The 26,617-nt window shown below is 39.3% G+C and carries 23 protein-coding genes, 11 tRNA genes and 3 rRNA genes; 35 read left to right on the top strand and 2 right to left on the bottom strand.

What is annotated here, in order from left to right; all coding sequences use genetic code 11:
* Positions 1-108 precede the first annotated feature (108 nt).
* The 6 genes from I5776_RS19760 to I5776_RS19735 all read left to right on the top strand — a co-directional run bounded on the left by I5776_RS19760 (position 109) and on the right by I5776_RS19735 (position 7,410).
* Complete coding sequence (locus I5776_RS19760; RefSeq protein WP_202778201.1) at positions 109-876, top strand: hypothetical protein; 768 nt, start codon at positions 109-111, stop codon at positions 874-876.
* Positions 877-989: 113 nt separating this feature from the next.
* Positions 990-2,075, top strand: a complete 1,086-nt coding sequence (locus I5776_RS19755) for a D-alanine--D-alanine ligase (protein ID WP_202778200.1) — start codon at positions 990-992, stop codon at positions 2,073-2,075.
* Positions 2,076-2,156: 81 nt separating this feature from the next.
* A complete protein-coding gene (locus I5776_RS19750) occupies positions 2,157-3,536 on the top strand; it encodes a UDP-N-acetylmuramoyl-tripeptide--D-alanyl-D-alanine ligase (protein WP_202778199.1) in 1,380 nt (459 codons plus the stop codon).
* Between the two features lie 276 nt (positions 3,537-3,812).
* A complete protein-coding gene (cshA, locus tag I5776_RS19745) occupies positions 3,813-5,297 on the top strand; it encodes a degradosome RNA helicase CshA (protein WP_202778198.1) in 1,485 nt (494 codons plus the stop codon).
* 192 nt (positions 5,298-5,489) lie between these two features.
* The gene (locus tag I5776_RS19740; protein ID WP_202778197.1) at positions 5,490-5,972 is read left to right on the top strand and encodes a PH domain-containing protein; all 483 of its coding nucleotides are present in this window, start codon (positions 5,490-5,492) and stop codon (positions 5,970-5,972) included.
* Positions 5,965-7,410: a PH domain-containing protein gene (locus I5776_RS19735; RefSeq protein WP_202778196.1), complete on the top strand. Its 1,446-nt coding sequence runs from the start codon at positions 5,965-5,967 to the stop codon at positions 7,408-7,410. The genes I5776_RS19740 and I5776_RS19735 overlap by 8 nt, the downstream gene beginning before the upstream one ends.
* Before the next feature lie 28 nt (positions 7,411-7,438).
* Here the strand turns inward: I5776_RS19735 and I5776_RS19730 are convergent, their stop codons facing one another.
* Positions 7,439-8,041 carry a rhomboid family intramembrane serine protease gene (locus I5776_RS19730; protein WP_202778195.1) on the bottom strand — a complete coding sequence of 201 codons (603 nt, stop codon included), beginning with the start codon at positions 8,039-8,041 and terminating at the stop codon, positions 7,439-7,441.
* 74 nt (positions 8,042-8,115) lie between these two features.
* On the opposite strand from I5776_RS19730, the gene acpS reads away from it, so the two are divergent.
* From acpS to I5776_RS19660, 14 genes are all read left to right on the top strand, one after another.
* Positions 8,116-8,469, top strand: a complete 354-nt coding sequence (acpS, locus tag I5776_RS19725; protein WP_202778194.1) for a holo-ACP synthase — start codon at positions 8,116-8,118, stop codon at positions 8,467-8,469.
* A gap of 208 nt (positions 8,470-8,677) precedes the next feature.
* A complete protein-coding gene (locus tag I5776_RS19720; protein ID WP_202778193.1) occupies positions 8,678-9,700 on the top strand; it encodes a LolA family protein in 1,023 nt (340 codons plus the stop codon).
* Between the two features lie 143 nt (positions 9,701-9,843).
* Complete coding sequence (gene alr / locus I5776_RS19715) at positions 9,844-11,001, top strand: alanine racemase (protein WP_202778192.1); 1,158 nt, start codon at positions 9,844-9,846, stop codon at positions 10,999-11,001.
* Between the two features lie 173 nt (positions 11,002-11,174).
* Positions 11,175-11,456 carry a CopG family ribbon-helix-helix protein gene (locus tag I5776_RS19710; protein WP_202778191.1) on the top strand — a complete coding sequence of 94 codons (282 nt, stop codon included), beginning with the start codon at positions 11,175-11,177 and terminating at the stop codon, positions 11,454-11,456.
* Between the two features lie 4 nt (positions 11,457-11,460).
* On the top strand, positions 11,461-11,811 hold the full coding sequence (gene ndoA / locus I5776_RS19705; RefSeq protein ID WP_055741345.1) for a type II toxin-antitoxin system endoribonuclease NdoA: 351 nt from the start codon (positions 11,461-11,463) through the stop codon (positions 11,809-11,811).
* A gap of 269 nt (positions 11,812-12,080) precedes the next feature.
* Positions 12,081-12,854, top strand: a complete 774-nt coding sequence (locus I5776_RS19700) for an STAS domain-containing protein (protein WP_246484025.1) — start codon at positions 12,081-12,083, stop codon at positions 12,852-12,854.
* Positions 12,851-13,207: an STAS domain-containing protein gene (locus tag I5776_RS19695; protein WP_202778189.1), complete on the top strand. Its 357-nt coding sequence runs from the start codon at positions 12,851-12,853 to the stop codon at positions 13,205-13,207. Before I5776_RS19700 ends, I5776_RS19695 begins: the two co-directional genes overlap by 4 nt.
* A 4-nt stretch (positions 13,208-13,211) precedes the next feature.
* Positions 13,212-13,613: an anti-sigma regulatory factor gene (locus I5776_RS19690; protein ID WP_202778188.1), complete on the top strand. Its 402-nt coding sequence runs from the start codon at positions 13,212-13,214 to the stop codon at positions 13,611-13,613.
* A gap of 12 nt (positions 13,614-13,625) precedes the next feature.
* Complete coding sequence (locus I5776_RS19685; RefSeq protein ID WP_202778187.1) at positions 13,626-14,633, top strand: PP2C family protein-serine/threonine phosphatase; 1,008 nt, start codon at positions 13,626-13,628, stop codon at positions 14,631-14,633.
* A gap of 66 nt (positions 14,634-14,699) precedes the next feature.
* The gene (locus I5776_RS19680; RefSeq protein ID WP_202778186.1) at positions 14,700-15,029 is read left to right on the top strand and encodes an anti-sigma factor antagonist; all 330 of its coding nucleotides are present in this window, start codon (positions 14,700-14,702) and stop codon (positions 15,027-15,029) included.
* Entirely contained in the window at positions 15,029-15,502 is a 474-nt protein-coding gene (gene rsbW, locus I5776_RS19675) for an anti-sigma B factor RsbW (protein WP_202778185.1), read from the top strand. Before I5776_RS19680 ends, rsbW begins: the two co-directional genes overlap by 1 nt.
* Positions 15,480-16,277, top strand: a complete 798-nt coding sequence (gene sigB, locus I5776_RS19670; RefSeq protein ID WP_202778184.1) for an RNA polymerase sigma factor SigB — start codon at positions 15,480-15,482, stop codon at positions 16,275-16,277. Before rsbW ends, sigB begins: the two co-directional genes overlap by 23 nt.
* Entirely contained in the window at positions 16,274-16,870 is a 597-nt protein-coding gene (locus I5776_RS19665) for a PP2C family serine/threonine-protein phosphatase (RefSeq protein ID WP_202778183.1), read from the top strand. Before sigB ends, I5776_RS19665 begins: the two co-directional genes overlap by 4 nt.
* Before the next feature lie 87 nt (positions 16,871-16,957).
* Complete coding sequence (locus I5776_RS19660; protein ID WP_202778182.1) at positions 16,958-19,135, top strand: Tex family protein; 2,178 nt, start codon at positions 16,958-16,960, stop codon at positions 19,133-19,135.
* A 67-nt stretch (positions 19,136-19,202) separates the two neighbouring features.
* Here I5776_RS19660 and cmpA read toward each other — a convergent pair whose 3' ends face one another.
* A complete protein-coding gene (gene cmpA / locus I5776_RS19655; protein WP_202778181.1) occupies positions 19,203-19,310 on the bottom strand; it encodes a cortex morphogenetic protein CmpA in 108 nt (35 codons plus the stop codon).
* 85 nt (positions 19,311-19,395) lie between these two features.
* Here cmpA and I5776_RS19650 point away from each other — a divergent pair, with 85 nt between their 5' ends.
* From I5776_RS19650 to I5776_RS19580, 15 genes are all read left to right on the top strand, one after another.
* Positions 19,396-19,848 carry a SprT family protein gene (locus I5776_RS19650; protein ID WP_202778180.1) on the top strand — a complete coding sequence of 151 codons (453 nt, stop codon included), beginning with the start codon at positions 19,396-19,398 and terminating at the stop codon, positions 19,846-19,848.
* Between the two features lie 95 nt (positions 19,849-19,943).
* Positions 19,944-20,018 (top strand) — tRNA-Asn (locus tag I5776_RS19645).
* 3 nt (positions 20,019-20,021) lie between these two features.
* Positions 20,022-20,112: transfer RNA gene (locus tag I5776_RS19640), tRNA-Ser, on the top strand.
* A 16-nt stretch (positions 20,113-20,128) separates the two neighbouring features.
* Positions 20,129-20,200 (top strand) — tRNA-Glu (locus I5776_RS19635).
* Between the two features lie 20 nt (positions 20,201-20,220).
* Positions 20,221-20,297, top strand: a tRNA-Asp gene (locus I5776_RS19630).
* An 18-nt stretch (positions 20,298-20,315) separates the two neighbouring features.
* Positions 20,316-20,390 (top strand) — tRNA-Gln (locus tag I5776_RS19625).
* A 174-nt stretch (positions 20,391-20,564) separates the two neighbouring features.
* A tRNA-Lys gene (locus I5776_RS19620) sits at positions 20,565-20,640 on the top strand.
* Positions 20,641-20,701: 61 nt separating this feature from the next.
* Positions 20,702-20,786 (top strand) — tRNA-Leu (locus I5776_RS19615).
* A 60-nt stretch (positions 20,787-20,846) separates the two neighbouring features.
* Positions 20,847-20,932: transfer RNA gene (locus I5776_RS19610), tRNA-Leu, on the top strand.
* A 31-nt stretch (positions 20,933-20,963) separates the two neighbouring features.
* A tRNA-Arg gene (locus tag I5776_RS19605) sits at positions 20,964-21,040 on the top strand.
* Positions 21,041-21,056: 16 nt separating this feature from the next.
* A tRNA-Gly gene (locus I5776_RS19600) sits at positions 21,057-21,130 on the top strand.
* Positions 21,131-21,346: 216 nt separating this feature from the next.
* A 16S ribosomal RNA gene (locus tag I5776_RS19595) occupies positions 21,347-22,898 on the top strand.
* 190 nt (positions 22,899-23,088) lie between these two features.
* Positions 23,089-26,040: ribosomal RNA gene (locus I5776_RS19590) — 23S ribosomal RNA — on the top strand.
* A gap of 75 nt (positions 26,041-26,115) precedes the next feature.
* Positions 26,116-26,232: ribosomal RNA gene (gene rrf / locus I5776_RS19585) — 5S ribosomal RNA — on the top strand.
* The 16S, 23S and 5S rRNA genes sit together here with 11 tRNA genes alongside, the layout of an rRNA operon.
* Before the next feature lie 162 nt (positions 26,233-26,394).
* Positions 26,395-26,468: transfer RNA gene (locus I5776_RS19580), tRNA-Met, on the top strand.
* Positions 26,469-26,617 lie beyond the last annotated feature (149 nt).

Genomic DNA, 26,617 nt, shown 5'->3' with positions numbered 1-26,617 from the left:
AATTTGGTAAAATAAAAGTAACGAAAGAACTTTGTAAAACAGCCCTTTCAAAATGAAGCTGTTTTTTTACATATCCCATTAAGAGACATTTATTCGGAGGGAACTCTATTGAAAAATCGTGTTGCGAATCGGGGAGTTATCTACGTTCATACAAATGTCGTGGATCATTATGTCTTATCACACGGCATTGATTTTAGTGATTTTTATCAGGCTTTTCCTGATTTACCTAATCTTCTATTGCTACGGCATCAATTTGAAGATGCGAATTTTAATCTTCATACATTACTCGATTATGTTGATCCAGAATTGATCCAGAAAATGGCAAAAGACGACATTTATCATTATGGAGATTTTTGCTGGATTGATTTTGAAGATGAGGATACACTAAATCGTCTGGATGGTCAGGAGATTGCGGAATTATTGTATTTAGGCCATATAAAATCACATTTACGTCTGCCCTTTTATCGAAAGTTGAATAATCGATTTGCCTATTTATCCCAGGATGATGGCTGGCTTAACAAAACCTACTATCGTCTCTTTGATGACTTCTATACCACTTTAGGTACAACCATATCCAACCGATTAAATGAAAAAGCAGAGAAAACACTTCTAGGATTTAAAAGGAAGAAGGATATTCCTTCAATTCCAATCGAGATTCTTTATCCATTTATTGAAGATATGAAAGAGGGAATGCTTTTCGCAATTGAAGAGGCCACCCATACTAGAAACGCCGTTGAAATACCGATTTGGGTAATTGGCGATTACTATGACATGGACGAAATGTACGAGGAATTTAAAGAACGTGATCGGCATCAATTAGATGGAAAAATTGTTTTTGATCGAAAATCTAAAGAATGGAAGGCATTTGTGAAATAAAATGACCTGTGAAGCACAGAAATAGAGCTTTTTACATAAGATAATTTAGGCAAATGACCTAATTCAACGAAATAATGCTAAACTATTTGTAGCTATTATGATGGAGGAAGAACATGAAAACGAAATTATGCTTACTTTACGGCGGAAAATCTGCGGAACATCAAGTATCCTTGCAAACGGCAAAAGCAGTTATACAGGCACTTGATCACGAAAAATTCGAAATCGATCCGATTTATATTAATACAGAAGGTATGTGGATAAAAGGGGAAGCAATTACAGGTCCAATCGAAAGTGTTAAAGCATTGGAGTTCTCTACTGGTGAAATGATTGCTCCTAATGCGCTTTCGACTTCATTCGTGAGTACCCCTTCTGAGTCTGAGGCGGGCAATGGTTACGATGTAATTTTTCCACTTTTACATGGTCCAAATGGTGAAGATGGGACTGTGCAAGGGATGCTTGAATTATTAAATTTACCTTATGTAGGCAATGGGGTTTTAGCATCTGCAGCTGGCATGGATAAAGTGATAATGAAAAACTTATTTGCACAGGCAGGTCTTGAACAAGTTAAGTATGTCTGGTTTATCCGCAGTAATTGGGAAAGCAATCGTGAAGCTGCATACGAAAAAGTTGAAAAAGAACTTGGATATCCTTGTTTTGTCAAACCTGCAAATCTTGGATCAAGTGTTGGGATAAGTAAATGTACGAATCGTAATGAACTAGAAACAGCTTTTATAGAAGCTTTCCAATTTGATCGAAAAGTGATTATTGAGGAAGGGATTACCGCTCGTGAAATCGAAATTGGTGTGCTCGGTAATGACGATCCTGAATGTTCTGTAGCTGGGGAAATTGTACCTAAAAAGGACTTTTATGATTATAAGGCAAAATACGAGGATGGAGAAACAGCTTTAATTATTCCTGCTGAAATCTCATCAGACATTTACCACCAGTTATCAAATACAGCTATTCAAGCTTTTAAAGCATTAGACTGTTCAGGCCTTGTTCGCGCCGACTTCTTTGTAACGAACGAAGGCAAGGTATTAATCAATGAAGTGAATACAATGCCCGGTTTTACGCCATTTAGTATGTTCCCACTTTTATGGAAGCATAGTGGAGTAGAATACCCTGCACTAATTGAGCGATTAGTCGAATTGGCACAAGAGCGACATAAGGATAAACAAAACATTAAACATACATTTTAATTTGAAGCATCTTTAAGGGTATCTCACAAATCAGGTCGAGACACCCTTATTATTCATTTAAAAGCCTGGAGGAAACGAATAATGATTCAAAGAACGATCTCACAGATAACTAAAATGATTAAGGCCGAAAATGATGTTTCCCAATTTGCTGATACGATGATTAATGGCGTATGTATTGATACTCGCAAATTACAACCAGGGAATCTCTTTATCCCATTTAAAGGTCAAAATGTCGATGGACATAAATATGTCGAAGATGCGATAAAGAACGGAGCATCTGGAGCATTCTGGCAAAAGGATGTTCCTAATCCTCCTTCACATTTACCAATCATCGTAGTAGAAAATACAGAAACTGCTTTGCAAGAATTAGCGAGAAACTATCGCTCAGAACTTACTATCAAAGTTGTTGGCGTTACAGGCAGTAACGGGAAGACAACGACAAAGGACATCATTACCGCTGTTTTAAGTGAAAAGTATGCAGTGCAAAAAACAGAGGGAAATTTCAATAATCATTTAGGTCTTCCAATCACAATCCTTTCTTTAAATGAGGAAACCGATGTTGCTGTCCTAGAAATGGGAATGAGTGCTAGAGGAGAAATAGAATTTTTGACGAAAATGGCTAAACCCGATATAGCGATTATAACAAATATTGGTGAAGCGCATCTTCAGGATCTTGGTTCAAGGGAAGGAATAGCCGAAGCTAAATTAGAAATTACCAAAGGTCTATCAAAAGATGGTTTATTTATTTATATTGGTGATGAACCATTATTAAAAGACCGAGAACAATTATATAAAAATTTCAGGGTAAAAACGTTTGGGAAGGCTAAGTCAAATGATGTATTCCCGACCTATATTGAGAAAGAAGATAATGGAAGTAAATTTTCCATCAATATTGCACCGGATAAGAACTTCTTTCTTCCGGTTCTAGGAGAGTATAATGTTTTAAATGCATTAGCGGGGATAATCGCTGCACTTGAATTAGACTTGTCGATGGAGGAAATTGAGTCTGGGCTAAAATCATTAAAGCTCTCGTCAATGCGAATGGAATTACATTCTGGCATAAATGGAACGAAAGTTATAAATGATGCCTATAATGCGAGCCCAACCTCCATGAAGGCTGCTATTCATATGTTAGAAAATCTTGATCAAGATGCAAGGAAAATTGTTGTTCTCGGCGATATGCTTGAGCTTGGAGAAAATGAAATACAATTCCATAAAGAAGTAGGAAGTACAATAAACCAAGATAAAATTCATTATGTTTTTACTTATGGTGATTTGGGAAAACATATTGCTGAAAGTGCATTAGAAAAATTTACGCCAGAAAGAGTATTTAACTTTTCGGACAAACAAGATCTCATCCATTCATTAAAATCTGTTATTAAAGGAAATGAATGGATTCTTGTAAAAGGTTCAAGAGGAATGAAGTTAGAAGAAGTTGTTAAATCTTTGATAGATAATTAAAAGAATTTAAATTTTTTCAGGGCCCTTATATTTTATTTTGTAAAAAGGGAATAATAAATGAGAAGGTATATCGTTTCCATAGAAAAAGTAGATAATTTGGGATTTCTTACGCGTTGAAATCCCTGCTTATTAATGGTACGATACCCATACATCGTTTACACTTTTTGCCGTAACTCTTTATTTTACAAATGAGTGAATTTTTTTTGTATAGTATCGGGGAAACAAACCATATAGGTTTTCTTGGCCCTGTTAAGTAATAAAGGAGAATGAGAAGCATTGACGAATTTTTCAGAGTTAGATTTAAGCCCCGCAATTTTAAAATCACTAAAACGAATGGGCTTTGAAGAAGCATCACCAATTCAAGCGAAAACAATCCCACTAAGTACCCAAGGAAAAGATATTATTGGTCAGGCGCAAACAGGAACTGGTAAAACAGCTGCCTTTGGGATTCCGCTAATTGAAAAAATTGATACGAAAAACCCTAATATTCAAGGAATTATTATTGCTCCAACACGTGAATTAGCTATTCAAGTATCTGAAGAGTTATATAAAATTGGATACGATGCAAGATCACGTGTTTTAGCAGTTTATGGTGGGCAAGATATTCAACGTCAAATTAAAGCGTTGAAAAAAGGTCCGCAAATTATTGTTGGAACACCGGGGCGTATTCTAGATCATATTAAACGTCGTACTTTAAAGCTTGATCAAGTTTCCACATTAGTTCTTGATGAAGCCGATGAAATGTTAAATATGGGATTCATTGATGATATTGAATCTATTTTATCTAGTGTTCCGGAAGAACGCCAAACATTACTTTTCTCAGCAACAATGCCAGACCCGATTCGTAGAATTGCTGAGCGATTCATGAAAGATCCAGAATTGGTACGTGTAAAAGCAAAAGAAATGACAGTTCCTTTAATTGAACAATACTATGTGAAAGTACAAGAAAGAGAAAAGTTTGATGTTCTTTCTCGTTTAATAGATGTTCAATCACCAGAACTTGCTATCGTTTTTGGTCGCACGAAACGACGTGTTGATGAGTTGGCAAATGCCTTAAATCTTAGAGGTTATACGGCAGAAGGAATTCATGGCGACTTAAGTCAAGCGAAACGCTTATCTGTTTTGAGAAAGTTCAAAGAAGGAAAAGTAGATGTTTTAGTTGCGACAGATGTTGCTGCACGTGGTTTAGATATTTCAGGTGTAACACACGTTTATAACTATGACATACCTCAAGACCCTGAAAGTTATGTTCATCGTATTGGTCGAACAGGCCGTGCGGGTAAAGAAGGAATGGCGATTACATTTGTTACCCCTCGAGAAATGGGTTATTTAAAAACAGTCGAACAAACAACCAAAAAGAGAATGATGCCTATGCGTCCGCCAAGTTGGGATGAGGCATTTGAAGGTCAAATTAGAGTTTCAATGGAGAAACTTGTAGAGACAGTGAAAGAAAATGGTCTTTCAGAGTATATTTCGATTGCCAAAGAATTATTGGAAGAAAATGAAGCAACACAAATTGTTGCGGCAGCTCTTAAATTAATGACGAAAGAGCCTGATAAAACACCTGTGCATATTACTGAGGAACGTCCTCTTCCATCGAAGAGGGATGGGCAAAGGTCTTCTTCAAGACGCGGAAAGCCATCTTATGGAAATAAGGGTGGTAACGGCGGAAATGGCAACCGTAAGCCAAGAAGATCAGGTAGAAGAGACTTCAACAGAGATAATAATAAAGATTACAAAAGAGATCATAACAGATCATAAAACGCGATAATAAATAGATGTAATAGGGCCAAAAAAGAGTAAGCGATCAATACGCCGGCTATTATGAACATAGAGCTTGCAAACGAAAAGCAATCGGAGCGATGTCCGGTTGCTTTTTTTATTCAATATAAAATGAAACAAAAGTGCTAGTTTCACCGTATATATGCATAGTTAATTAGATGGAGGTAGGGTATGGAAATAAGAGAACCTCAGAAAAGGATATCTAAACTTGCTTTAAAGGTATGGAAAATTACCGGCATATTGCATTCAATTCTTGTTTGGATGGCCTGTGCGGCGGCAATGTTTCTTGTATCTTTATTTAATTGGAGTACCTGGTTTACTAGTATTGCCCTTATTATCGCTTTATTTTATTCTGTTCTTTTTATATTTATCATTCCGAAACTAAGGTGGAAAAGATGGAAATATGAAGTTAGGGAACAAGAAATAGAATTGCAGCATGGCGTATTTATAATTAAACGGACACTCGTTCCGATGATTCGTGTCCAACATGTTGATACTGTTCAAGGGCCGCTTTTGAGAAACTACGATCTTGCCACAATAACGATTTCCACAGCTGCGACTGTTCATCATATCCCGGCTATTGATATGATTGAGGCTGATCGTTTGCGCCATTCAATTTCTGCGTTGGCAAGGGTGGACGAAGATGATGTCTAACTATAAAAGATTACATCCAATTACCGCAATTTCAAACTTCCTTAAAGAATTGAAACAATTGATTGCCCCAATTATCATCTTCTTTTTCATCGGTAGGGGAGATCATAAAGAATCTATTTGGGAATACTCATCTATGTTCTTTATGGTGTTGATGATCTTGATTGTATTAATTACAGGGATTGTTAAATGGCGTCGATTTACCTATCGTTTGGAAGAGGGAGAACTGCGAATAGAATATGGTCTACTCGTAAAGAAAAAACGCTATATACCTTTCGAAAGAATTCAAAGTTTGGATCTGTCCGAAGGAATTCTGCATCGTCCATTTGGTTTGGTTAAAGTGAAAATTGAAACAGCTGGCAGCAATATGACGGAGGCGGAGGCCGAATTAACAGCTATTAAAAAAAGTGAAGCGGATGAAATTCAACGGATTATATCGGAGGCGAAAAAGTCATCGCCAAAGATTGAAACAAATGATGCCCCGATTGACTTTGAACAGTCAGATACAATTATTTATCAAATTTCTAAAAAAGAAATGTTTATTATGGCATCTACTTCCGGTGGCGCGGGTGTGATTGTTTCTGCCTTGTTAGCCTTTTTCTCACAATTTAATGAAATGATACCTTATGAAAAGATATTTAAAGAGCTAAGTCATCTCGTTGAAAGTGGCGTATTTCTTATAATATTTTTAATAGTGCTGCTTTTACTAGCTGCATGGATTGGATCAATTCTTGTTACGTTGATTAAATATAATGGATTCACAACGAAACAAAATGACGGCAATTTAATTATTACTAGAGGGTTATTAGAAAGACGTCAAACAACCATTCCTCTCCATCGAATTCAAGCGGTACGGATTACAGAAAACCCGTTAAGACAATTATGGGGCTATGCATCAGTCTATATTGAGAGTGCTGGTGGTTCGGTGGCAGATAAAGAAAGTATGAATGTTGTACTTATTCCGATAGTAAAAAAGAGTAAGATTCCAAGTATTTTAGATGGAACTTTAACAGGCTATAATTTTAATACTTCTTTCCACAAAGCTCCGGGACGAGCGAAAAATCGATATATGATTCGCGAAATACTTAAAGTTTTCCCTGTGTCGGCAGGTTTAGCCATCGCTTTCTGGCCCTTTGGATTAATTAGTATAATATTACTTGGTTTCTTCGCAGTCTACGGCCATTTGCGATTTCGCTCAGCAGGATGGAGCATTGAACAGGAGCAGCTATCTCTTCGGTTTAGAGGATTATTAAAACATACCATATTTATGAAGAAAAATCGTATCCAAAGTATGATGGTGAAACAAAGCTGGTTTCAAAGGAAATTGCAGTTAGCGTCCATCTTTTCCACGGTTAAGTCATCTGGATCTGGAAAAACTTCAAAGGTCTTTCACTTAGATTTATTAGATGTGGAAAAGATTTATCAGTGGTATCGTCAATAAAAAAATACAAAGGGCATCTTAAACAGTTTTAATAGATGCCCTTTTTTCTGGTAGTAAAATATATTATTCCAATCAAATAGCCGGACAATATTCCAAAAATATGCGAGATAATATTCACATTTGGTTCAAGGAAAGTCATAATGAGGGCAATGACAACAATGGGTATTATTACTTGTTTAATAGACATGGTCAACACATGTTTTTTTAAAACGAACATCGCTAAATAGATGCCAAATAAACCAAAAATTGCTCCACTGGCACCTACATGGCTATAAGTAAGTGGTAGTAAAAAAAATGTAGCGATATTCCCAAGTACTCCACAAATAAGATATAATGCGCAGAACATCATTTTTCCTACTAATCTTTCTAAAAATGGTCCAAAAATGAGGAGGGAAAATGAATTAAATAGTAAATGTGTAAAACTTGCATGTACGAAAATGGGGGTAATGAGTCGCCAATATTGTCCATCTGCAATATATAGATTTACTCCAGATAAGCATTGAAAAATGTATTTGTGGGGGACAAATGGGATAAAATTCATTATGAACAACAATACCTGTAATAAAATAATCATGCTTATGATTGGGTAACTTTTTATATATTGAAAGAAACCTTCGTTACGAATAAACATAGAGTTTACTCCTCTCGCAAAAAGTCTTGTACATCATATGCAGCAATTTAAAGTGATAGAAGGGATTGACTAAAATGATTCAAGGGATAGGGATAGATATTATTGAAATTGACAGAATACATCAATTAAGAAACCGCCAACAGCGTTTTCCAGAAAAAATTTTAACAGAAAATGAATTGAAACTATATTTAAAACTAAAAGAATCAAGAAAGTCTGAATACTTAGCAGGAAGATTTGCAGCTAAAGAAGCATTTTCAAAAGCGATGGGAACGGGCATTGGGAAAGAACTTTCTTTGCAAGATATGGAGATTATGGTAGATAACAATGGAAAGCCTTACTTTCGGAAGCCACATGAAAAGGGAGTTCATCTTTCCATCACACACAGTAAGCAATTTGCGGCCGCTCAAGTTGTCATCGAGACAATTTAAAAATTACTGCTCCTTTTCGCATATTCCCAAAGGTTGTCTCATATATTCATAGTGCGATAGGAGAGACAAGGCTTATTTGAACATTGCTATTAGTTCATCGGCTGTTCAGCACAAAAGATGATGAAAGTCGTTTGGAGACTTTTGGTAATTGATTTATGCGGGCCTTTCTCTTCACCAACGAATATTACACTATGAAGGGGTTGAAGGGATGAAAAGAAAGGTTTGGATGCTTGTAATGGCTCTTGCAGTAATGGTCGTACTATCAGCTTGTGGATCCAAGTCGCAAGAAGATGTAGTAGGAAATTTAAAAGAAAAGATGGAAGACTTAAAAGGGTATAAGGCAAAAGCGAAAATGACGTTGCAAGTAGGAAATGAACCACAAACTTATGATATTGAAATTTGGCATAATAAGCCAAACTTTTATCGAGTACTTTTGAAAAATGATGTAAAAGAGCAAAGTCAAATGATTTTAAGAAATAAAGAAGGGGTGTATGTTTTAACACCCGCTCTTAATAAAAGTTATAAATTCCAAAGTGAGTGGCCGCAAAATAGTAGCCAAGCATACTTATTTGAATCACTTGTAAAAGATATTCTAATGGATAAAGATGCAACGTTTAAATCAACTAAAGATCAATACGTATTTGAAACAAAGACTCGTTACCAAAACAACAAAATGTTACCTTATCAGGAAATTGTTTTTAACAAAAGAAACTTGTCTCCAAAAAGTGTGAAGGTTATGGATACGGATCGTAAAACATTAGTTTCTGTACAATTTACAAAAGTGGATTTTAATGCGAAATTCGATAACAATGCATTTGATACTGATAAAAATTTAACGAGCTCTATATTAGATGAAATACCTGCCAGTGCAAAACCAGAAGGAACAGAGTTAACGGTGAAATATCCTACTGCGAAAATTGGTGATACAACTCTATTAGATGAAAAAGAAATTAATACGGAAAATGGGAAACGAGTAGTATTAACTTATACTGGCGAAAAGTCGTTTACGATGATACAAGAAAAGGCGGAAATCGTGCAAACTGCAACGATGATTCCTACATCAGTAGACGACGCTGATATGGTAGATTTAGGATTTGCTATCGGAACATTAACAAAAAACTCCATTTCTTGGACCCAAGATGGTGTTGATTATATGATTGCATCAAAGGAGCTAACAGAAAAGGAATTAATAGAAGTGGCTCAATCGGTACAATCAGAACCTGTGAAATAAATGGATGAAATATAACATAAAAGAATAGTAAACAATATTATGTAGACAGGTTCATCTATAAAGAACCTGTTTTCTTTTTTGTCTATTATATGTTTAAATAATTATGAAAATAATCATATAGGATAATTAGGGAAGTGGATGGAATGAATGAAATAACACCTTTTTTTCGTGATACGTGGGTCGAAATCGATTTGGACCAATTGACAAAGAATGTAGAACAAGTTGAAAAACACTTACCTAGTGAAATAAAGGTTTTTGCGGTAGTGAAAGCAAACGCTTATGGACATGGAGATGTGCAAATTGGTAGGGCTGCACTACAAGCAGGTGCCTACGGATTAGCAGTTGCTTTTCTGGATGAAGCTATTTCACTAAGAAAAAAAGGAATCATGTCACCTATTCTTGTTTTAGGAGCAAGTAGGCCGACAGATGCACATATAGCAGCCCAATACAAGATTTCATTAACCGTTTTCCAAAAAGAGTGGCTAGAACAAGCAGAAATGCACTTGAAGAAAGAACAGAAGCTTCTTGTCCATGTAAAATGTGATACTGGGATGGGAAGAATAGGTGTAAGGGAAATAAGTGATTTATTAGAGATTGAATCATTTCTTCATCACTCAGATTGCTTTCAATTTGAGGGGGTATTTACTCATTTTGCTACCGCGGATGAACTTGATCAACAATACTATAAACAACAGCTTTTTAAATTTAAAGAAATGGTAGCAGCATTAAATAAAAAGCCTCCATTGGTCCATTGCGCCAATAGTGCTACAACCTTACGTTTTGATCAATCGGATTTTAACGCGGTAAGATATGGGATTGGTATGTATGGGCTATCCCCATCCGAAGAAATGAAAAGCGTTCTTCCGTTTCCATTGAATGAGGTGTTTTCACTCCATACGAGAATTTCAAATGTGAAAAAGGTTCAACCGGGTGAAGGAATTAGCTACGGTTCTGTCTATAAATCAGAGCAAGAGGAGTGGATAGGAACACTCCAAATAGGGTATGCTGACGGATGGATCCGTAAATTACAAGGCCAAGAGGTGCTGGTAGAAGGAGAAAGAGTGCCAATTGTAGGCCGCGTTTGTATGGATCAATGTATGATAAAACTTAAACGAGAAGTACCTATTGGAACAAAAGCAACATTAATTGGTAAACAAGGAAATGAATCCATCACTATCGATGAGATAGCAAAAAAACTTGAATCCATCAATTATGAAATACCATGTTTAATTTCAACAAGAATTCCTAGAGTGTACATTCAACATGGGGAGATTATTGAAGTGGATAATCGTTTATTATGAGTGCTTTTATAATATAAGTGCAGAAAATTATTTTAACCAATTGCATATTTAATAGATTTTTTTGGCGATAATACTTAGGAATGCTTAAAATATATTTGCATATAGTAAATTTGGTGGTATTATTAAATTGGTATTTAAGAATCGGTGTGTAGTGATTGGTGGAGGTGTAGTTTGTGTCTGAATCCAGCGCAACAACAGAAATATTAATTCGGTTACCGCAACAATTGTTAATAGAACTTGATGGATTTGCAGAACAAGAGAATATGAATCGTAATGAATTTATTTATCGCGCTACAAAAATGTATCTGCGTGAGCGTAAAAAAAGACAAATTCGTGAATCAATGAGACGTGGCTACATGGAAATGGCTAAAATTAATTTAGCGATTGCATCTGAGGCGATTCAAGCAGAATACGAAGCAGAACATACAGTAGAACGCTTAGTAAGCGGGGGTTAGTCCTTTGATTGTTAAGCGTGGTGACGTGTATTTTGCTGACCTTTCCCCTGTTGTCGGTTCCGAACAAGGCGGAGTCCGTCCTGTTTTAGTCATCCAAAACGACATTGGGAATCGGTTTAGTCCCACTGTAATTGTTGCTGCTATTACAGCGCAAATCCAAAAGGCAAAACTTCCTACACATGTTGAAATTGATGCAAAGCGTTATGGCTTTGAACGCGATTCTGTTATTTTGCTTGAACAAATTCGCACAATTGATAAACAACGCTTAACAGACAAAATCACACATTTAGACGAAGAAATGATGGAAAAAGTGGACGATGCATTACAAATTAGTTTAGGACTTATAGAATTTTAATATGTACGAATCAAACAAGAAACACTCAAGATATGGGGGTTTCTTTTTTTTATAGGTATAAAGGATGGAGGCGGTGGGAAAAATGTCCTATTTTTCGGGAGTTTTGAGGAGAAAAATATTTTAGTTATTTATTTTTTGATAACATAAATATAGTTAAAAGATAAAAGAGGGAATAATTAGAAATAGATTTTTAGATAGGAGAGGTCGTAGTGTACAATTTTTTAGTAGAATATATCCCTACTCATAAAGATGAGATTCTAGATGAGTGGATGAAACGAATGAAAAGTGACGAGGACGAGCGTTTTATAAATGTTGTTTCCGATCAGGTGTTTGTTAATACAAGCAGTGAATTTGTTAATGTCATATTATCGAGATTAACGGATTCAAGTGAAAACTATAACGAGAAACTTACTGATTTTGCAGAAAGGCTTGTTCAACTTGGTTGGCCTTTAACTTTTGTTACTTCTGGTATATCTACATTAAATAAAGTAATTTTTGAAAAGGTAAATGAAACTAAATTGTTTTCTTCGGAGAAGAAACTCGAGTATTTTACCATTTTTGAAAATTGGATGACTCCTATAAATAATGAAATCATTAAAGCATATAACAGTACTTGGGAAAGGACCGTTTCTTTACAAAAAATTGCTCTCCAAGAATTATCAGCACCATTAATTCCTGTATTTGAAAAAATATCGGTTATGCCTCTTGTTGGGACAATCGATACCGAAAGAGCGAAACAGATTATGGAAAACCTATTAAACGGGGTGGTGAAACATCGTGCTGAAGTCGTGTTAATCGATATTACCGGTGTTCCCGTAGTCGATACGATGGTTGCTCATCATATTATTCAAGCAGCAGATGCAGTTCGTTTAGTAGGCGCCAAATGTATGTTAGTAGGAATCCGCCCTGAAATTGCACAAACAATCGTAAACCTAGGAATTAATTTGTCACAAATCATAACAACGAGTACATTAAGAAAAGGCATAGAGAAAGCATTGGAAATAACAAATCGAAAAATTGTGAAGTGGGAGGGTGCACTGTGAGGATACCGATTTTAAAACTAAAAGATTGTTTGCTAATATCCATTCAATGGGAACTGGATGATCAAACGGCATTAGAGTTTCAGGAGGATCTATTACATAAAATTCATGCAACAAGTGCACGTGGTGTAGTAATAGATATTACATCCATCGATTTTATCGACTCTTTTATCGCGAAGGTTCTTGGAGATGTCATAAGTATGTCAAAACTTATGGGGGCTAAAGTTGTCATTACTGGGATTCAGCCAGCCGTCGCAATAACCTTGATTGAACTGGGGATTAGGCTAGAGGATGTCCTAACTGCAATAGACCTAGATAATGGTTTAGAGAAATTACAACAGGAACTGGGGGATTAACTTTATGGAGTTCCAATCCTGCGTAAAGATATTAAATGAGTGGGACATCGTTGCGGTTCGTCAATTGGGACGTAACGTGGCTAAAGAGTTGCACTTTGGAATAGTTGACCAAGCAAGAATTACAACAGCTATTAGTGAATTGGCAAGAAATATATTTCTTTATGCCGGTCAAGGACAAATTTGCATTGAAAAAGATATTAAAGATGGAAAAATCGGGTTGAAAATCATTGCGAAAGATGATGGACCTGGAATTAAGGATATCCGAAAAGTAATGGAGGATGGTTTCTCCACGTCAGGTGGCTTAGGTGCTGGTTTGCCAGGGGTCAAACGCCTTATGGACGAATTTGATATAGATTCAACACCAAGCAAGGGTACGACGATTATAGCGATCAAATGGCTCCGCTAGAAAGGAGTAATTATGGACTCTAAAACAGTACTTGAACAAAAATATAAAGAGATTATAAGAAGTTATTTAGACAATCAAGATGAACAAGTTTTGTACCAAGCCCAAAAGCTTAGCCGGAAATCGATCGAACATCGTATATCTCCGGAGGAAATTATTAATTGGCACCGTACGGTTATGCTCGAAGTTGAACCGAATCAATCCAGTAGTCTTCTTAAGTCCTTTGATGTTCTTCTTGAATTAATGATGGGATATGGATTAGCTTACAGAGAACATCAAAGTTTAAGATTTCAACAACAAGAGTTGAAAACGGAAATAGAAGTTGCTGCTAGTATGCAAAAAACGTTATTAGGGACAAAAGTTCCAAAAACAGACTTTTTGGATATAGGGGCGATTAGTGTCCCTGCTAAACATATGAGTGGGGATTATTTTCACTTTGTAAAGGATGAAAACGGATGCATCGGTGTTGCTATTGCAGATGTTATAGGAAAAGGAATTCCTGCTGCATTATGTATGTCTATGATTAAGTATGCGATGGATAGTTTACAAGGGAATGGTGAGCCCCACATTATTCTAGAAAGCTTAAATAGAGTTGTTGAACAAAATGTGGACCCGAATATGTTTATTACGATGTTTTATGGATTGTATAATCCGGTGAATCATCGTTTGTACTATTCATCCGCGGGACATGAGCCGGGATTTTATTATGATTCTAACAAACGAGAGTTCACAGACTTATATGCAAAAGGATTACTGCTTGGAATAGAAAAGAAAACGAATTATCACCAATATGAAAAATTCATTCAAAAAGATGATCTCATTATTTTGCTTTCGGACGGTGTTACCGAGTGTCGAACAAATGAAGGATTTATAGAACGAAACACGTTGACCCGTTTAATTGCGAAAAATCTCCATTTATCTGCACAAGAAATTGTAATTAATGTGTATAAAGAGTTGGAAAGACTTCAAGCTTTTCAGCTTCGAGATGATTTTACTTTAATTATTTTAAAAAGAATTAATTAAATAGGTTTAGCATTATTTTATACGGGTAAAGAAGAGAAAGAATAAACGTTTAATGAGGTGAACGTTATGAATATATCAATTGATATTCAAGAAAGTGAAAATCATGTTCTAGTTAAAATTAATGGAGAAATCGATGCTTATACTGCGCCAAAGTTAAGGGAATCCCTTGTGCCTTATGGTGAAAAAACAGAAATATGGATGTCGATTGATTTATCGGATGTTTCTTATATGGATAGTACAGGTTTAGGTGTTTTTGTAGGTCTATTCAAAAGCATCCGCGCAAATAACGGAAAACTATATCTAAGTGGTTTATCTGAAAGATTAAAAAGATTATTCGATATTACAGGTTTAACTAATATTATGGAAATTTATACCGAGGTAGAGGGTGGAGTATAATGGTTGAGGCATTCGATTACATCGAGATGAAGATTCCCGCAAAGCCGGAATACATAGGGGTTATAAGATTAACCCTTTCTGGAATTGCAAGTCGTATGGGTTTTGGATACGAAATGATAGAAGATTTAAAAATAGCAACAAGCGAAGCTATTACAAATGCAATACAACATGCATATAAAGAAGAGGCAGTCGGGGAAATATTTGTCGGTTTCAGCGTTTTTCCTGACCGCTTAGATGTAATGGTAGCTGATCAAGGTGGAAGTTTTGATATTGAAAGGACAAAGTTAGAAACGGGTCCATATGATGAAAATGAGAAAGTCGAGTTTATGCGTGAAGGAGGCCTGGGGCTTTACCTAATTGAAAGTCTTATGGATGAAGTTAGGTTTCATTATAAGGAAGGGGTAACGGTCTTAATGACCAAATACCTTGAAGGAGAGCAGGTGGAGACTGATGCCCAAATTGTCTCAACCTAATCAATATGGAAAAGAAAAAATTAATGACTTAATAAAGATATTTCAAGAAAACGGAGATATGGACGCACAGGATGCCCTCGTTGCACATTACAAAAATTTAGTGGAGTCCATATCTTGGAAATATTCAAAAGGCAAAACCTATCAGGAGGATATTTTTCAGGTAGGCGTACTAGGATTACTTGGTGCGATAAGACGTTATGATGCCACTTATGGGAAAAGCTTTGAGGCTTTTGCGATTCCAACTATAATTGGAGAAATCAAACGATTTTTACGTGATAAAACTTGGAGTGTCCATGTTCCACGTCGTATTAAGGAACTTGGCCCGAAAATAAAAACAACTTCAGAAGAACTAACTGTCTTATTACAACGGTCCCCCCGAATTGATGAAATCGCGGCAAAGTTAGATGTTTCCGAAGAGGAGATTCTTGAAGCGATGGAAATGGGGAAAAGTTATCATGCCCTTTCTGTAGACCACTCCATCGAATCTGATTCTGATGGAAGTACTGTTACTCTTTTAGATATAGTGGGCAAGGAAGATACAGGTTTTGAAAAAGTAAATCAACGGATGGTTCTTGATAAGGTACTGCATGTTTTAAATGAACGAGAGCGAAAAATTATTCAATTGACTTATCTAGACAATTTGAGTCAAAAGGAGACGGGGGACAAACTAGGTATTTCTCAAATGCATGTTTCCCGTATACAGAGAAAAGCAATTAAGAAATTACGTGATGCAATTAATGAAGAATCACGAGATAGGAAGAGTTCATCGGTATGAAACATTTGCAGCAAGAATTGGTAGAAATTTATGCTTACCAATCAGCTAAAGAAGGAAAACCTTTTTGTGGGGATAGTTACTATTTTACCGCTACAGAGGAATACTTTCTATGCGTTCTAGCGGATGGATTGGGCAGTGGCCGTTATGCTTATGAAGCATCATCAGCAGTGGTAGAAGTAGTTAAAGAGAATGAAACTGATGATGTTGAAACATTAATGAAACGCTGCAATGAAGTGCTCGCGCAAAAACGTGGTGCAGCGGTCGCTGTTTTAAAGGTGAATTTTATTACTCGCGAGTTCGAGTATAGTTGTGTAGGAAATATTCGCTTTTATTTGTATACACCAAATGGAAAAACGATATATCCGTTACCAATACGAGGTTTTTTATCGGGACGTCCACAAAACATTCGCACACAACGTTTCTTCTATGAACCAAATTCGAAATTTCTATTTCATACAGATGGTTTAACGGTGAATAATACAAAAACATTAATAAAAAGTTGCCAATCGGTTGAAATAATTGCAAATGAAATAAAAAATAAACAGTTCTCAAAAGATGATGATTCTACTTTTATTATCGGAAGCTTGCACTAATTAGCAAGCTTTTTCCTTTGCATAAAGAAATGATAAAATATGTTTAGCGGAAATGTTAGTGAATTTTAGAGAAGTAGGTGTTTGATAGTGGAACAAGCGGTTGAAAAAAATAGGACCCAATTGCAACAACGTTTATCAAAAGAGCTTCATTTTTCGGGAAAGCAGATTTCAAATGTTATTGCATTACTTGAAGAAGGAAATACTGTTCCGTTTATTGCCCGTTATAGAAAGGAAATGACAGGGGCATTAGATGAAGTTCAGATCCGTACAATTATGGATCGATGGAATTATATTCAAAATTTAGAACAACGGAAAGAAGAAGTTATTCGTTTAATTGAGGAACAAGGAAAGCTAACAGATGAGTTAAGAAAAAATATTATAAATGCCGATAAGCTGCAAATGGTGGAAGATCTCTATCGACCTTATAAACAAAAAAGAAGAACAAAAGCAACAATTGCTAAGGAAAAAGGGCTGGAGCCGTTGGCAACATGGATGATGACCTATCCATTAGATAAAGATATTAATAAAGAAGCAGCACATTATGTCTCCGAGGAGAAAGAAATACATACAATTGAGGATGCACTTACGGGAGCAAAAGATATTATAGCTGAGTGGATTTCCGATGATGCAACTACACGTGATTGGATTCGGAAAGAAACATTTAAAACAGGGATTGTTACATCAACATTAAAAAAAGAAGAAAAAGATGATAAAAAAGTGTTTGAAATGTATTACAAGTATGAAGAGCCTGTCCGAAAAATTGTCCCTCATCGAGTACTTGCATTAAACAGAGGAGAAAAAGAAGATGTCCTGAGAGTTTCCATTCAACCGGATATCGAAAAAATAATTAATCAACTTTTCCGTAAAGTGATTAAGAATGAGCATTCAAGTGTAACGCCTTATGTAAAAGAAGCGATAGAAGACGGCTATAAACGACTAATTCAACCTTCTATCGAGCGGGATATTCGAAATGAATTAACAGAAAAGGCAGAAGATCAATCAATCCATATTTTCTCTGAAAATTTAAGAAATCTCTTGTTGCAACCCCCGCTAAAAGGAAAAATGGTACTTGGTGTTGACCCGGCATATCGAACAGGCTGCAAGCTAGCGGTAGTCAACGAAACTGGTAAAGTTCTATCTATCGGTGTCATCTATCCTCATCCACCGAAGGCAAAGCCAGAGGAAGCGAAAAAGAAAGTTATCGATATAATAAAAGAATTTAAGGTAGAAGTAATAGCAATAGGAAATGGTACCGCTTCTCAGGAAACAGAACAATTTGTCGCTGAACTTTTAAAAGAAATAGATGATGATATTTCGTATATTATTGTCAATGAAGCTGGTGCAAGTGTATATTCTGCATCCGATTTAGCGCGTGAAGAGTTCCCAGACCTTCAAGTAGAAGAAAGAAGTGCAGTATCAATTGCTAGGAGATTACAAGATCCATTAGCGGAGTTAGTGAAAATTGATCCGAAATCTGTTGGAGTAGGTCAATATCAACATGATGTTACCCAAAAGAAATTAAATGAATCACTTACATTTGTAGTGGAAACGGCTGTAAACCAAGTAGGAGTAAATGTGAATACTGCCTCTTCTTCTTTATTGCAATATGTTTCTGGGCTAAGTAAATCAGTTGCGAATAATATTGTGAAGTTTAGAAATGAAACTGGGAAAATTAACAATAGAAAAGAATTAAAAGGGATACCGCGTTTAGGATCAAAAACATATGAGCAAAGTATTGGTTTTTTGAGAATTATTGATGGAGATGATCCACTAGATAAAACACCAATACATCCTGAGAATTATCAGGCGGTCAAAACTTTGCTGAAAAAAATAAATTGTTCACCTAGCGATATCGGAACGGAAAAATTAAATGAAGCGATTAGTTCTTATTCCTTAAGTGACTTATCGGAGCAATTAAACATTGGTGAGTTAACGTTGAAGGATATTATAGATGCATTAAATCGTCCGGGGCGCGATCTTCGTGATGAATTACCAAAACCACTGCTGAAAAAGGAAATATTAAAGTTAGAAGATTTAAAAGTAGGAATGGAAATGCAAGGAACCGTAAGAAACGTAGTTGATTTTGGAGCATTTATCGATGTCGGAGTAAAAGAGGATGGACTTGTTCATATTTCTAAACTTAGTAATAAATTTGTGAAACATCCATTAGATGTCGTTTCGCTAGGTGATGTTGTTACTGTTTGGGTGGAGAATGTGGATATTCAAAAGGGAAGATTGTCATTAACCATGCTTCAAGGACAGTGAAATAGTAAAGGGTGGCGTGTATACATACACGCCATTTTTTGTTCAGATGAATTATTATAGAATGAGATTAGAATTTTTGTTGATAAAAAAACCAACATTGATTGAGAAGCTTTATTTGGTATCGATTTTTTTCCGAAAAAGCTTTTCGCATTTGATTTTGAAACCAAGTTGGCATAGGCGATGGCCTCCTTTAGTATTATCTACAATATGCTATAATAGTTTGTCATGTTCATGTTAAATGGAAAAAAGGGGAGCAAAAGATGAATGATCAAGAGCTTCAAGAATTAGTTGAACGCATATCATTAAGGTTCTTTGGAAAACCTTTTAAACATGTTGCTTTATTTAATTCAAGACTTCGTACAACAGGTGGGAGATATTTACTAAAAAACCATAATATCGAGATAAACTATAAATATTACGATGAATTTGGCGAAAAGGAATTGATTGGTATAATCAAGCATGAGTTATGTCATTATCACCTTCATATAGAAGGAAAAGGATATCAACATCGTGACAATGATTTTAAAAACTTACTTAACGAAGTCCATGCTCCAAGATTCTGTTCGCCATTACAAAACATACATAGAAAAAAGTCCAAAGTGATATATAACTATGTCTGCAAAGGTTGTAAGACAAATTATACCCGTAGAAGGAAAGTGGATGTTAAACGTTTTGTTTGCGGAAAGTGTAGGGGGATATTGGAGCTGAAATAAGTGGATTATAAGTTTTTGAAAAAAGTTTTTAAAATGGGTTGACTTAATGTCTAATCGTAATTATAATTTTAAGAGTCGACAAGATGAAATGTTATTCCGCAGTAGCTCAGTGGTAGAGCTATCGGCTGTTAACCGATCGGTCGTAGGTTCGAATCCTACCTGCGGAGCCATAAGGGGAAGTACTCAAGTGGCTGAAGAGGCGCCCCTGCTAAGGGTGTAGGTCGCGTAAGCGGCGCGAGGGTTCAAATCCCTCCTTCTCCGCCAGGAAATTAATTTTTATGGCCCGTTGGTCAAGCGGTTAAGACACCGCCCTTTCACGGCGGTAACACGGGTTCGAATCCCGTACGGGTCATTGTTTTAAATAATTGTTTTGGTCCGGTAGTTCAGCTGGTTAGAATGCCTGCCTGTCACGCAGGAGGTCGCGGGTTCGAGTCCCGTCCGGACCGCCATTTCGAAAAAAATGATATTGGGCTATAGCCAAGTGGTAAGGCAACGGACTTTGACTCCGTCACTCGTTGGTTCGAATCCAGCTAGCCCAGCCATTTTTTTATTTTTTGAGCCATTAGCTCAGTCGGTAGAGCACGAATGAATAAACTGCGAAGGTGAACTTCAGCGTACCAATCGAGCTGCTACTTGAATAATCTTTCTGAGATTGGGACGTCGTAGATGCTTAACTAAGCTCAAATTGAATAAGACATTACATTAATATCTTTTTAGAGCCATTAGCTCAGTCGGTAGAGCATCTGACTTTTAATCAGAGGGTCGAAGGTTCGAGTCCTTCATGGCTCACCATTCTACAAGTTGATTTGTGTGTATTGAGGCAAATATACTTAATTCTACTGTATTATACAATGCGGGTGTGGCGGAATTGGCAGACGCACCAGACTTAGGATCTGGCGCCGCAAGGCGTGGGGGTTCGACTCCCTTCACCCGCACCAAAATAACTATTGACTTTTATCTAGCAGTTTGTTATTATACTATATGTCACTTTTTAAGATGCGGTCGTGGCGGAATGGCAGACGCGCTAGGTTGAGGGCCTAGTGGTGGCAACACCGTGGAGGTTCAAGTCCTCTCGGCCGCACCAAAGTTTTTCAGAGTCCTTACAAATTACAAATGCGCCCGTAGCTCAATTGGATAGAGTGTCTGACTACGGATCAGAAGGTTATGGGTTCGACTCCTATCGGGCGCGCCATCCAAAAATATAATATGCGGGTGTAGTTTAGTGGTAAAACTACAGCCTTCCAAGCTGTTGTCGTGGGTTCGATTCCCATCACCCGCTCCAAAAAAAAGTATTGACATCATTTTATAAAGATGATAAGATTTAAAAGTCGCTTCTGGAAGAGAAAAAACATTCTCAAAAAAGTTGTTGACAACAAACACTAGAAATGATATAGTAAGAAAGTTGTTTCTAAAAAAAGAAGTAATGATTGATCTTTGAAAACTGAACAAAACGAAACGTCAATTAATTTATTTTTAAACTAGAGCTATATCAAACATCTTTTTGGAGAGTTTGATCCTGGCTCAGGACGAACGCTGGCGGCGTGCCTAATACATGCAAGTCGAGCGAATCTGATGGGAGCTTGCTCCCTGAAGATTAGCGGCGGACGGGTGAGTAACACGTGGGTAACCTGCCTGTAAGACTGGGATAACTCCGGGAAACCGGGGCTAATACCGGATAACTTTTTCCTTCGCATGAAGGAGAATTGAAAGATGGCTTTGGCTATCACTTACAGATGGACCCGCGGCGCATTAGCTAGTTGGTGAGGTAACGGCTCACCAAGGCGACGATGCGTAGCCGACTTGAGAGGGTGATCGGCCACACTGGGACTGAGACACGGCCCAGACTCCTACGGGAGGCAGCAGTAGGGAATCTTCCGCAATGGACGAAAGTCTGACGGAGCAACGCCGCGTGAGTGATGAAGGTTTTCGGATCGTAAAACTCTGTTGTTAGGGAAGAACAAGTATCGTTCGAATAGGGCGGTACCTTGACGGTACCTAACCAGAAAGCCACGGCTAACTACGTGCCAGCAGCCGCGGTAATACGTAGGTGGCAAGCGTTGTCCGGAATTATTGGGCGTAAAGCGCGCGCAGGCGGTTTCTTAAGTCTGATGTGAAAGCCCACGGCTCAACCGTGGAGGGTCATTGAAACTGGGAGACTTGAGTGCAGAAGAGAAGAGCGGAATTCCACGTGTAGCGGTGAAATGCGTAGAGATGTGGAGGAACACCAGTGGCGAAGGCGGCTCTTTGGTCTGTAACTGACGCTGAGGCGCGAAAGCGTGGGGAGCGAACAGGATTAGATACCCTGGTAGTCCACGCCGTAAACGATGAGTGCTAAGTGTTAGAGGGTTTCCGCCCTTTAGTGCTGCAGCTAACGCATTAAGCACTCCGCCTGGGGAGTACAGTACCGCAAGGCTGAAACTCAAAGGAATTGACGGGGTACGCACAAGCGGTGGAGCATGTGGTTTAATTCGAAGCAACGCGAAGAACCTTACCAGGTCTTGACATCCTCTTGCCCTCCCTAGAGATAGGGATTTCCCTTCGGGGACAAGAGTGACAGGTGGTGCATGGTTGTCGTCAGCTCGTGTCGTGAGATGTTGGGTTAAGTCCCGCAACGAGCGCAACCCTTGACCTTAGTTGCCAGCATTTAGTTGGGCACTCTAAGGTGACTGCCGGTGACAAACCGGAGGAAGGTGGGGATGACGTCAAATCATCATGCCCCTTATGACCTGGGCTACACACGTGCTACAATGGATGGTACAAAGGGTTGCTAGACCGCGAGGTTACGCCAATCCCATAAAACCATTCTCAGTTCGGATTGTAGGCTGCAACTCGCCTACATGAAGCCGGAATCGCTAGTAATCGCGGATCAGCATGCCGCGGTGAATACGTTCCCGGCTTTGTACACACCGCCCGTCACACCACGAGAGTTTGTAACACCCGAAGTCGGTGAGGTAACCTTTTGGAGCCAGCCGCCGAAGGTGGGACAGATGATTGGGGTGAAGTCGTAACAAGGTAGCCGTATCGGAAGGTGCGGCTGGATCACCTCCTTTCTAAGGAATATGGAAGACCACTGACGTGGTTACAAAAAAGACGCTTTCGTTTTGTTCAGTTTTGAGAGGTTAATTCCTTTCAAACTAATTGTTCCTTGAAAACTAGATAAAATGAGATATAACCAAGTAATAACCGAGAATCGCCACTTTATGGATGAATCCATTAAGTAAGTTATAAACAACCTTTTTAGGTTAAGTTAGTAAGGGCGCACGGTGAATGCCTTGGCACTAGGAGCCGATGAAGGACGGGACTAACACCGATATGCTTCGGGGAGCTGTAAGCAAGCTTTGATCCGGAGATTTCCGAATGGGGGAACCCACTGCCCGTAATGGGGTAGTATCCTTACTTGAATACATAGAGTATGGAAGGCAGACCCGGGGAACTGAAACATCTAAGTACCCGGAGGAAGAGAAAGCAAACGCGATTTCCTGAGTAGCGGCGAGCGAAACGGAAGAAGCCCAAACCAAGAGGCTTGCCTCTTGGGGTTGTAGGACACTCTATACGGAGTTACAAAGGAACGGAGTAAATGAAGAGGTCTGGAAAAGTACCGTCAAAGAAGGTAACAACCCTGTAGTTGAAACTTCGTTCCTCCAGAGTGGATCCTGAGTACGGCGGGACACGTGAAATCCCGTCGGAAGCAGGGAGGACCATCTCCCAAGGCTAAATACTCCCTAGTGACCGATAGTGAACCAGTACCGTGAGGGAAAGGTGAAAAGCACCCCGGGAGGGGAGTGAAAGAGAACCTGAAACCGTGTGCCTACAAGTAGTTAGAGCCCTGTGCGTATTTCCTTCGGAAAGACGCCGGGTGATAGCGTGCCTTTGTAGAATGAACCGGCGAGTTACGATTTCAAGCGAGGTTAAGCTGAAGAGGCGGAGCCGCAGCGAAAGCGAGTCTTAATAGGGCGAATGAGTTTGAGGTCGTAGACCCGAAACCAGGTGATCTACCCATGTCCAGGGTGAAGGTAAGGTAACACTTACTGGAGGCCCGAACCCACGCACGTTGAAAAGTGCGGGGATGAGGTGTGGGTAGCGGAGAAATTCCAATCGAACTTGGAGATAGCTGGTTCTCTCCGAAATAGCTTTAGGGCTAGCCTTAAGGTAAGAGTCTTGGAGGTAGAGCACTGTTTGGACTAGGGGCCCTCATCGGGTTACCGAATTCAGACAAACTCCGAATGCCAATGACTTATCCTTAGGAGTCAGACTGCGAGTGATAAGATCCGTAGTCAAAAGGGAAACAGCCCAGACCACCAGCTAAGGTCCCAAAGTATACGTTAAGTGGAAAAGGATGTGGAGTTGCTTAGACAACCAGGATGTTGGCTTAGAAGCAGCCACCATTTAAAGAGTGCGTAATAGCTCACTGGTCGAGTGACTCTGCGCCGAAAATGTACCGGGGCTAAACGTATCACCGAAGCTGTGGATGGACACCGTCTGGTGTCCGTGGTAGGAGAGCGTTCTAAGGGCTGAGAAGCTAGACCGTAAGGACTGGTGGAGCGCTTAGAAGTGAGAATGCCGGTATGAGTAGCGAAAGAAGGGTGAGAATCCCTTCCACCGAATGCCTAAGGTTTCCTGAGGAAGGCTCGTCCGCTCAGGGTTAGTCGGGACCTAAGCCGAGGCCGAAAGGCGTAGGCGATGGACAACAGGTTGATATTCCTGTACCACCTCTTCACCGTTTGAACGATGGGGGACGCAGGAGGATAGGGTAAGCGCGCTGCTGGAATAGCGCGTCCAAGCAGTTAGAGGGGTGACGAGGCAAATCCCGTCACCATGTACCTTGAGCTGTGATGGCGAGGGAAATATAGTACCGAAGTTCCTGATTCCACACTGCCTAGAAAATCCTCTAGTGAGGTGAAAGGTGCCCGTACCGCAAACCGACACAGGTAGGCGAGGAGAGAATCCTAAGGTGAGCGAGAGAACTCTCGTTAAGGAACTCGGCAAAATGACCCCGTAACTTCGGGAGAAGGGGTGCTCTGTTAGGGTGCAAGCCCGAGAGAGCCGCAGTGAATATACCAGGCGACTGTTTAGCAAAAACACAGGTCTCTGCGAAGCCGCAAGGCGAAGTATAGGGGCTGACGCCTGCCCGGTGCTGGAAGGTTAAGAGGAGAGGTTAGCGCAAGCGAAGCTTTGAATTGAAGCCCCAGTAAACGGCGGTACCTAACTATAACGGTCCTAAGGTAGCGAAATTCCTTGTCAGGTAAGTTCTGACCCGCACGAAAGGCGCAACGATCTGGGCACTGTCTCAACGAGAGACTCGGTGAAATTATAGTACCTGTGAAGATGCAGGTTACCCGCGACAGGACGGAAAGACCCCGTGGAGCTTTACTGCAGCCTGATATTGAATTTTGGTACAGCTTGTACAGGATAGGTAGGAGCCTTTGAAGCCGGAGCGCCAGCTTCGGTGGAGGCGTCGGTGGGATACTACCCTGGCTGTATTGAAATTCTAACCCGCACCCCTGATCGGGGTGGGAGACAGTGTCAGGCGGGCAGTTTGACTGGGGCGGTCGCCTCCTAAAAGGTAACGGAGGCGCCCAAAGGTTCCCTCAGAATGGTTGGAAATCATTCGCAGAGTGTAAAGGCACAAGGGAGCTTGACTGCGAGACCTACAAGTCGAGCAGGGACGAAAGTCGGGCTTAGTGATCCGGTGGTTCCGCATGGAAGGGCCATCGCTCAACGGATAAAAGCTACCCCGGGGATAACAGGCTTATCTCCCCCAAGAGTCCACATCGACGGGGAGGTTTGGCACCTCGATGTCGGCTCATCGCATCCTGGGGCTGTAGTCGGTCCCAAGGGTTGGGCTGTTCGCCCATTAAAGCGGTACGCGAGCTGGGTTCAGAACGTCGTGAGACAGTTCGGTCCCTATCCGTCGTGGGCGTAGGAAATTTGAGAGGAGCTGTCCTTAGTACGAGAGGACCGGGATGGACGCACCGCTGGTGTACCAGTTGTCTTGCCAAAGGCATCGCTGGGTAGCTATGTGCGGAAGGGATAAGTGCTGAAAGCATCTAAGCATGAAGCCCCCCTCAAGATGAGATTTCCCTTAGTTTATCTAAATAAGACCCCTGAAAGATGATCAGGTTGATAGGTTCGAGGTGGAAGTGTGGCGACACATGGAGCTGACGAATACTAATCGGTCGAAGACTTAACCAATAATAGATTCAAAGTTATTACGAAGTATTTCTCATCTATCTAGTTTTGAGGGAACAATCCCTTAATTGTATATAGTCTGGTAATTATGGCGAGAAGGTCACACCCGTTCCCATCCCGAACACGGAAGTTAAGCTTCTCAGCGCCGATGGTAGTTGGGGGCTCTCCCCCTGCAAGAGTAGGACGTTGCCAGGCTGTATATAAATATATATTATCGTCGCGGGGTGGAGCAACGAGCATTGCTTCATTGAAAAAGCTGCGAGTTGTACCGATTGAGCAGCATCTTGAATCAGCTTGCTGAAATCGGGACAGTCAAATGATGCACTTAGTGCATAATATATACTAAATTATTATCGTCGCGGGGTGGAGCAGTCTGGTAGCTCGTCGGGCTCATAACCCGAAGGTCGCAGGTTCAAATCCTGCCTCCGCAATAAGTGCCAATGAAAAACGAAACTTAGTTTCGTTTTTTTTCATTTAAAGTAATAGTTATTTTGCTCATTTAGTGGAAATGATGTAAACTACCAATAGACAAGTTTTGCCTTAGGACTGAATTATCCTAAGGATTTTTTATATAAGCTTT

Source organism: Heyndrickxia vini (genome assembly GCF_016772275.1).
Classification (GTDB): domain Bacteria; phylum Bacillota; class Bacilli; order Bacillales; family Bacillaceae_C; genus Heyndrickxia; species Heyndrickxia vini.
The sequence above is the reverse complement of the archived record's forward strand: the minus strand, read 5'-3'. Positions and strand labels throughout refer to the sequence as shown.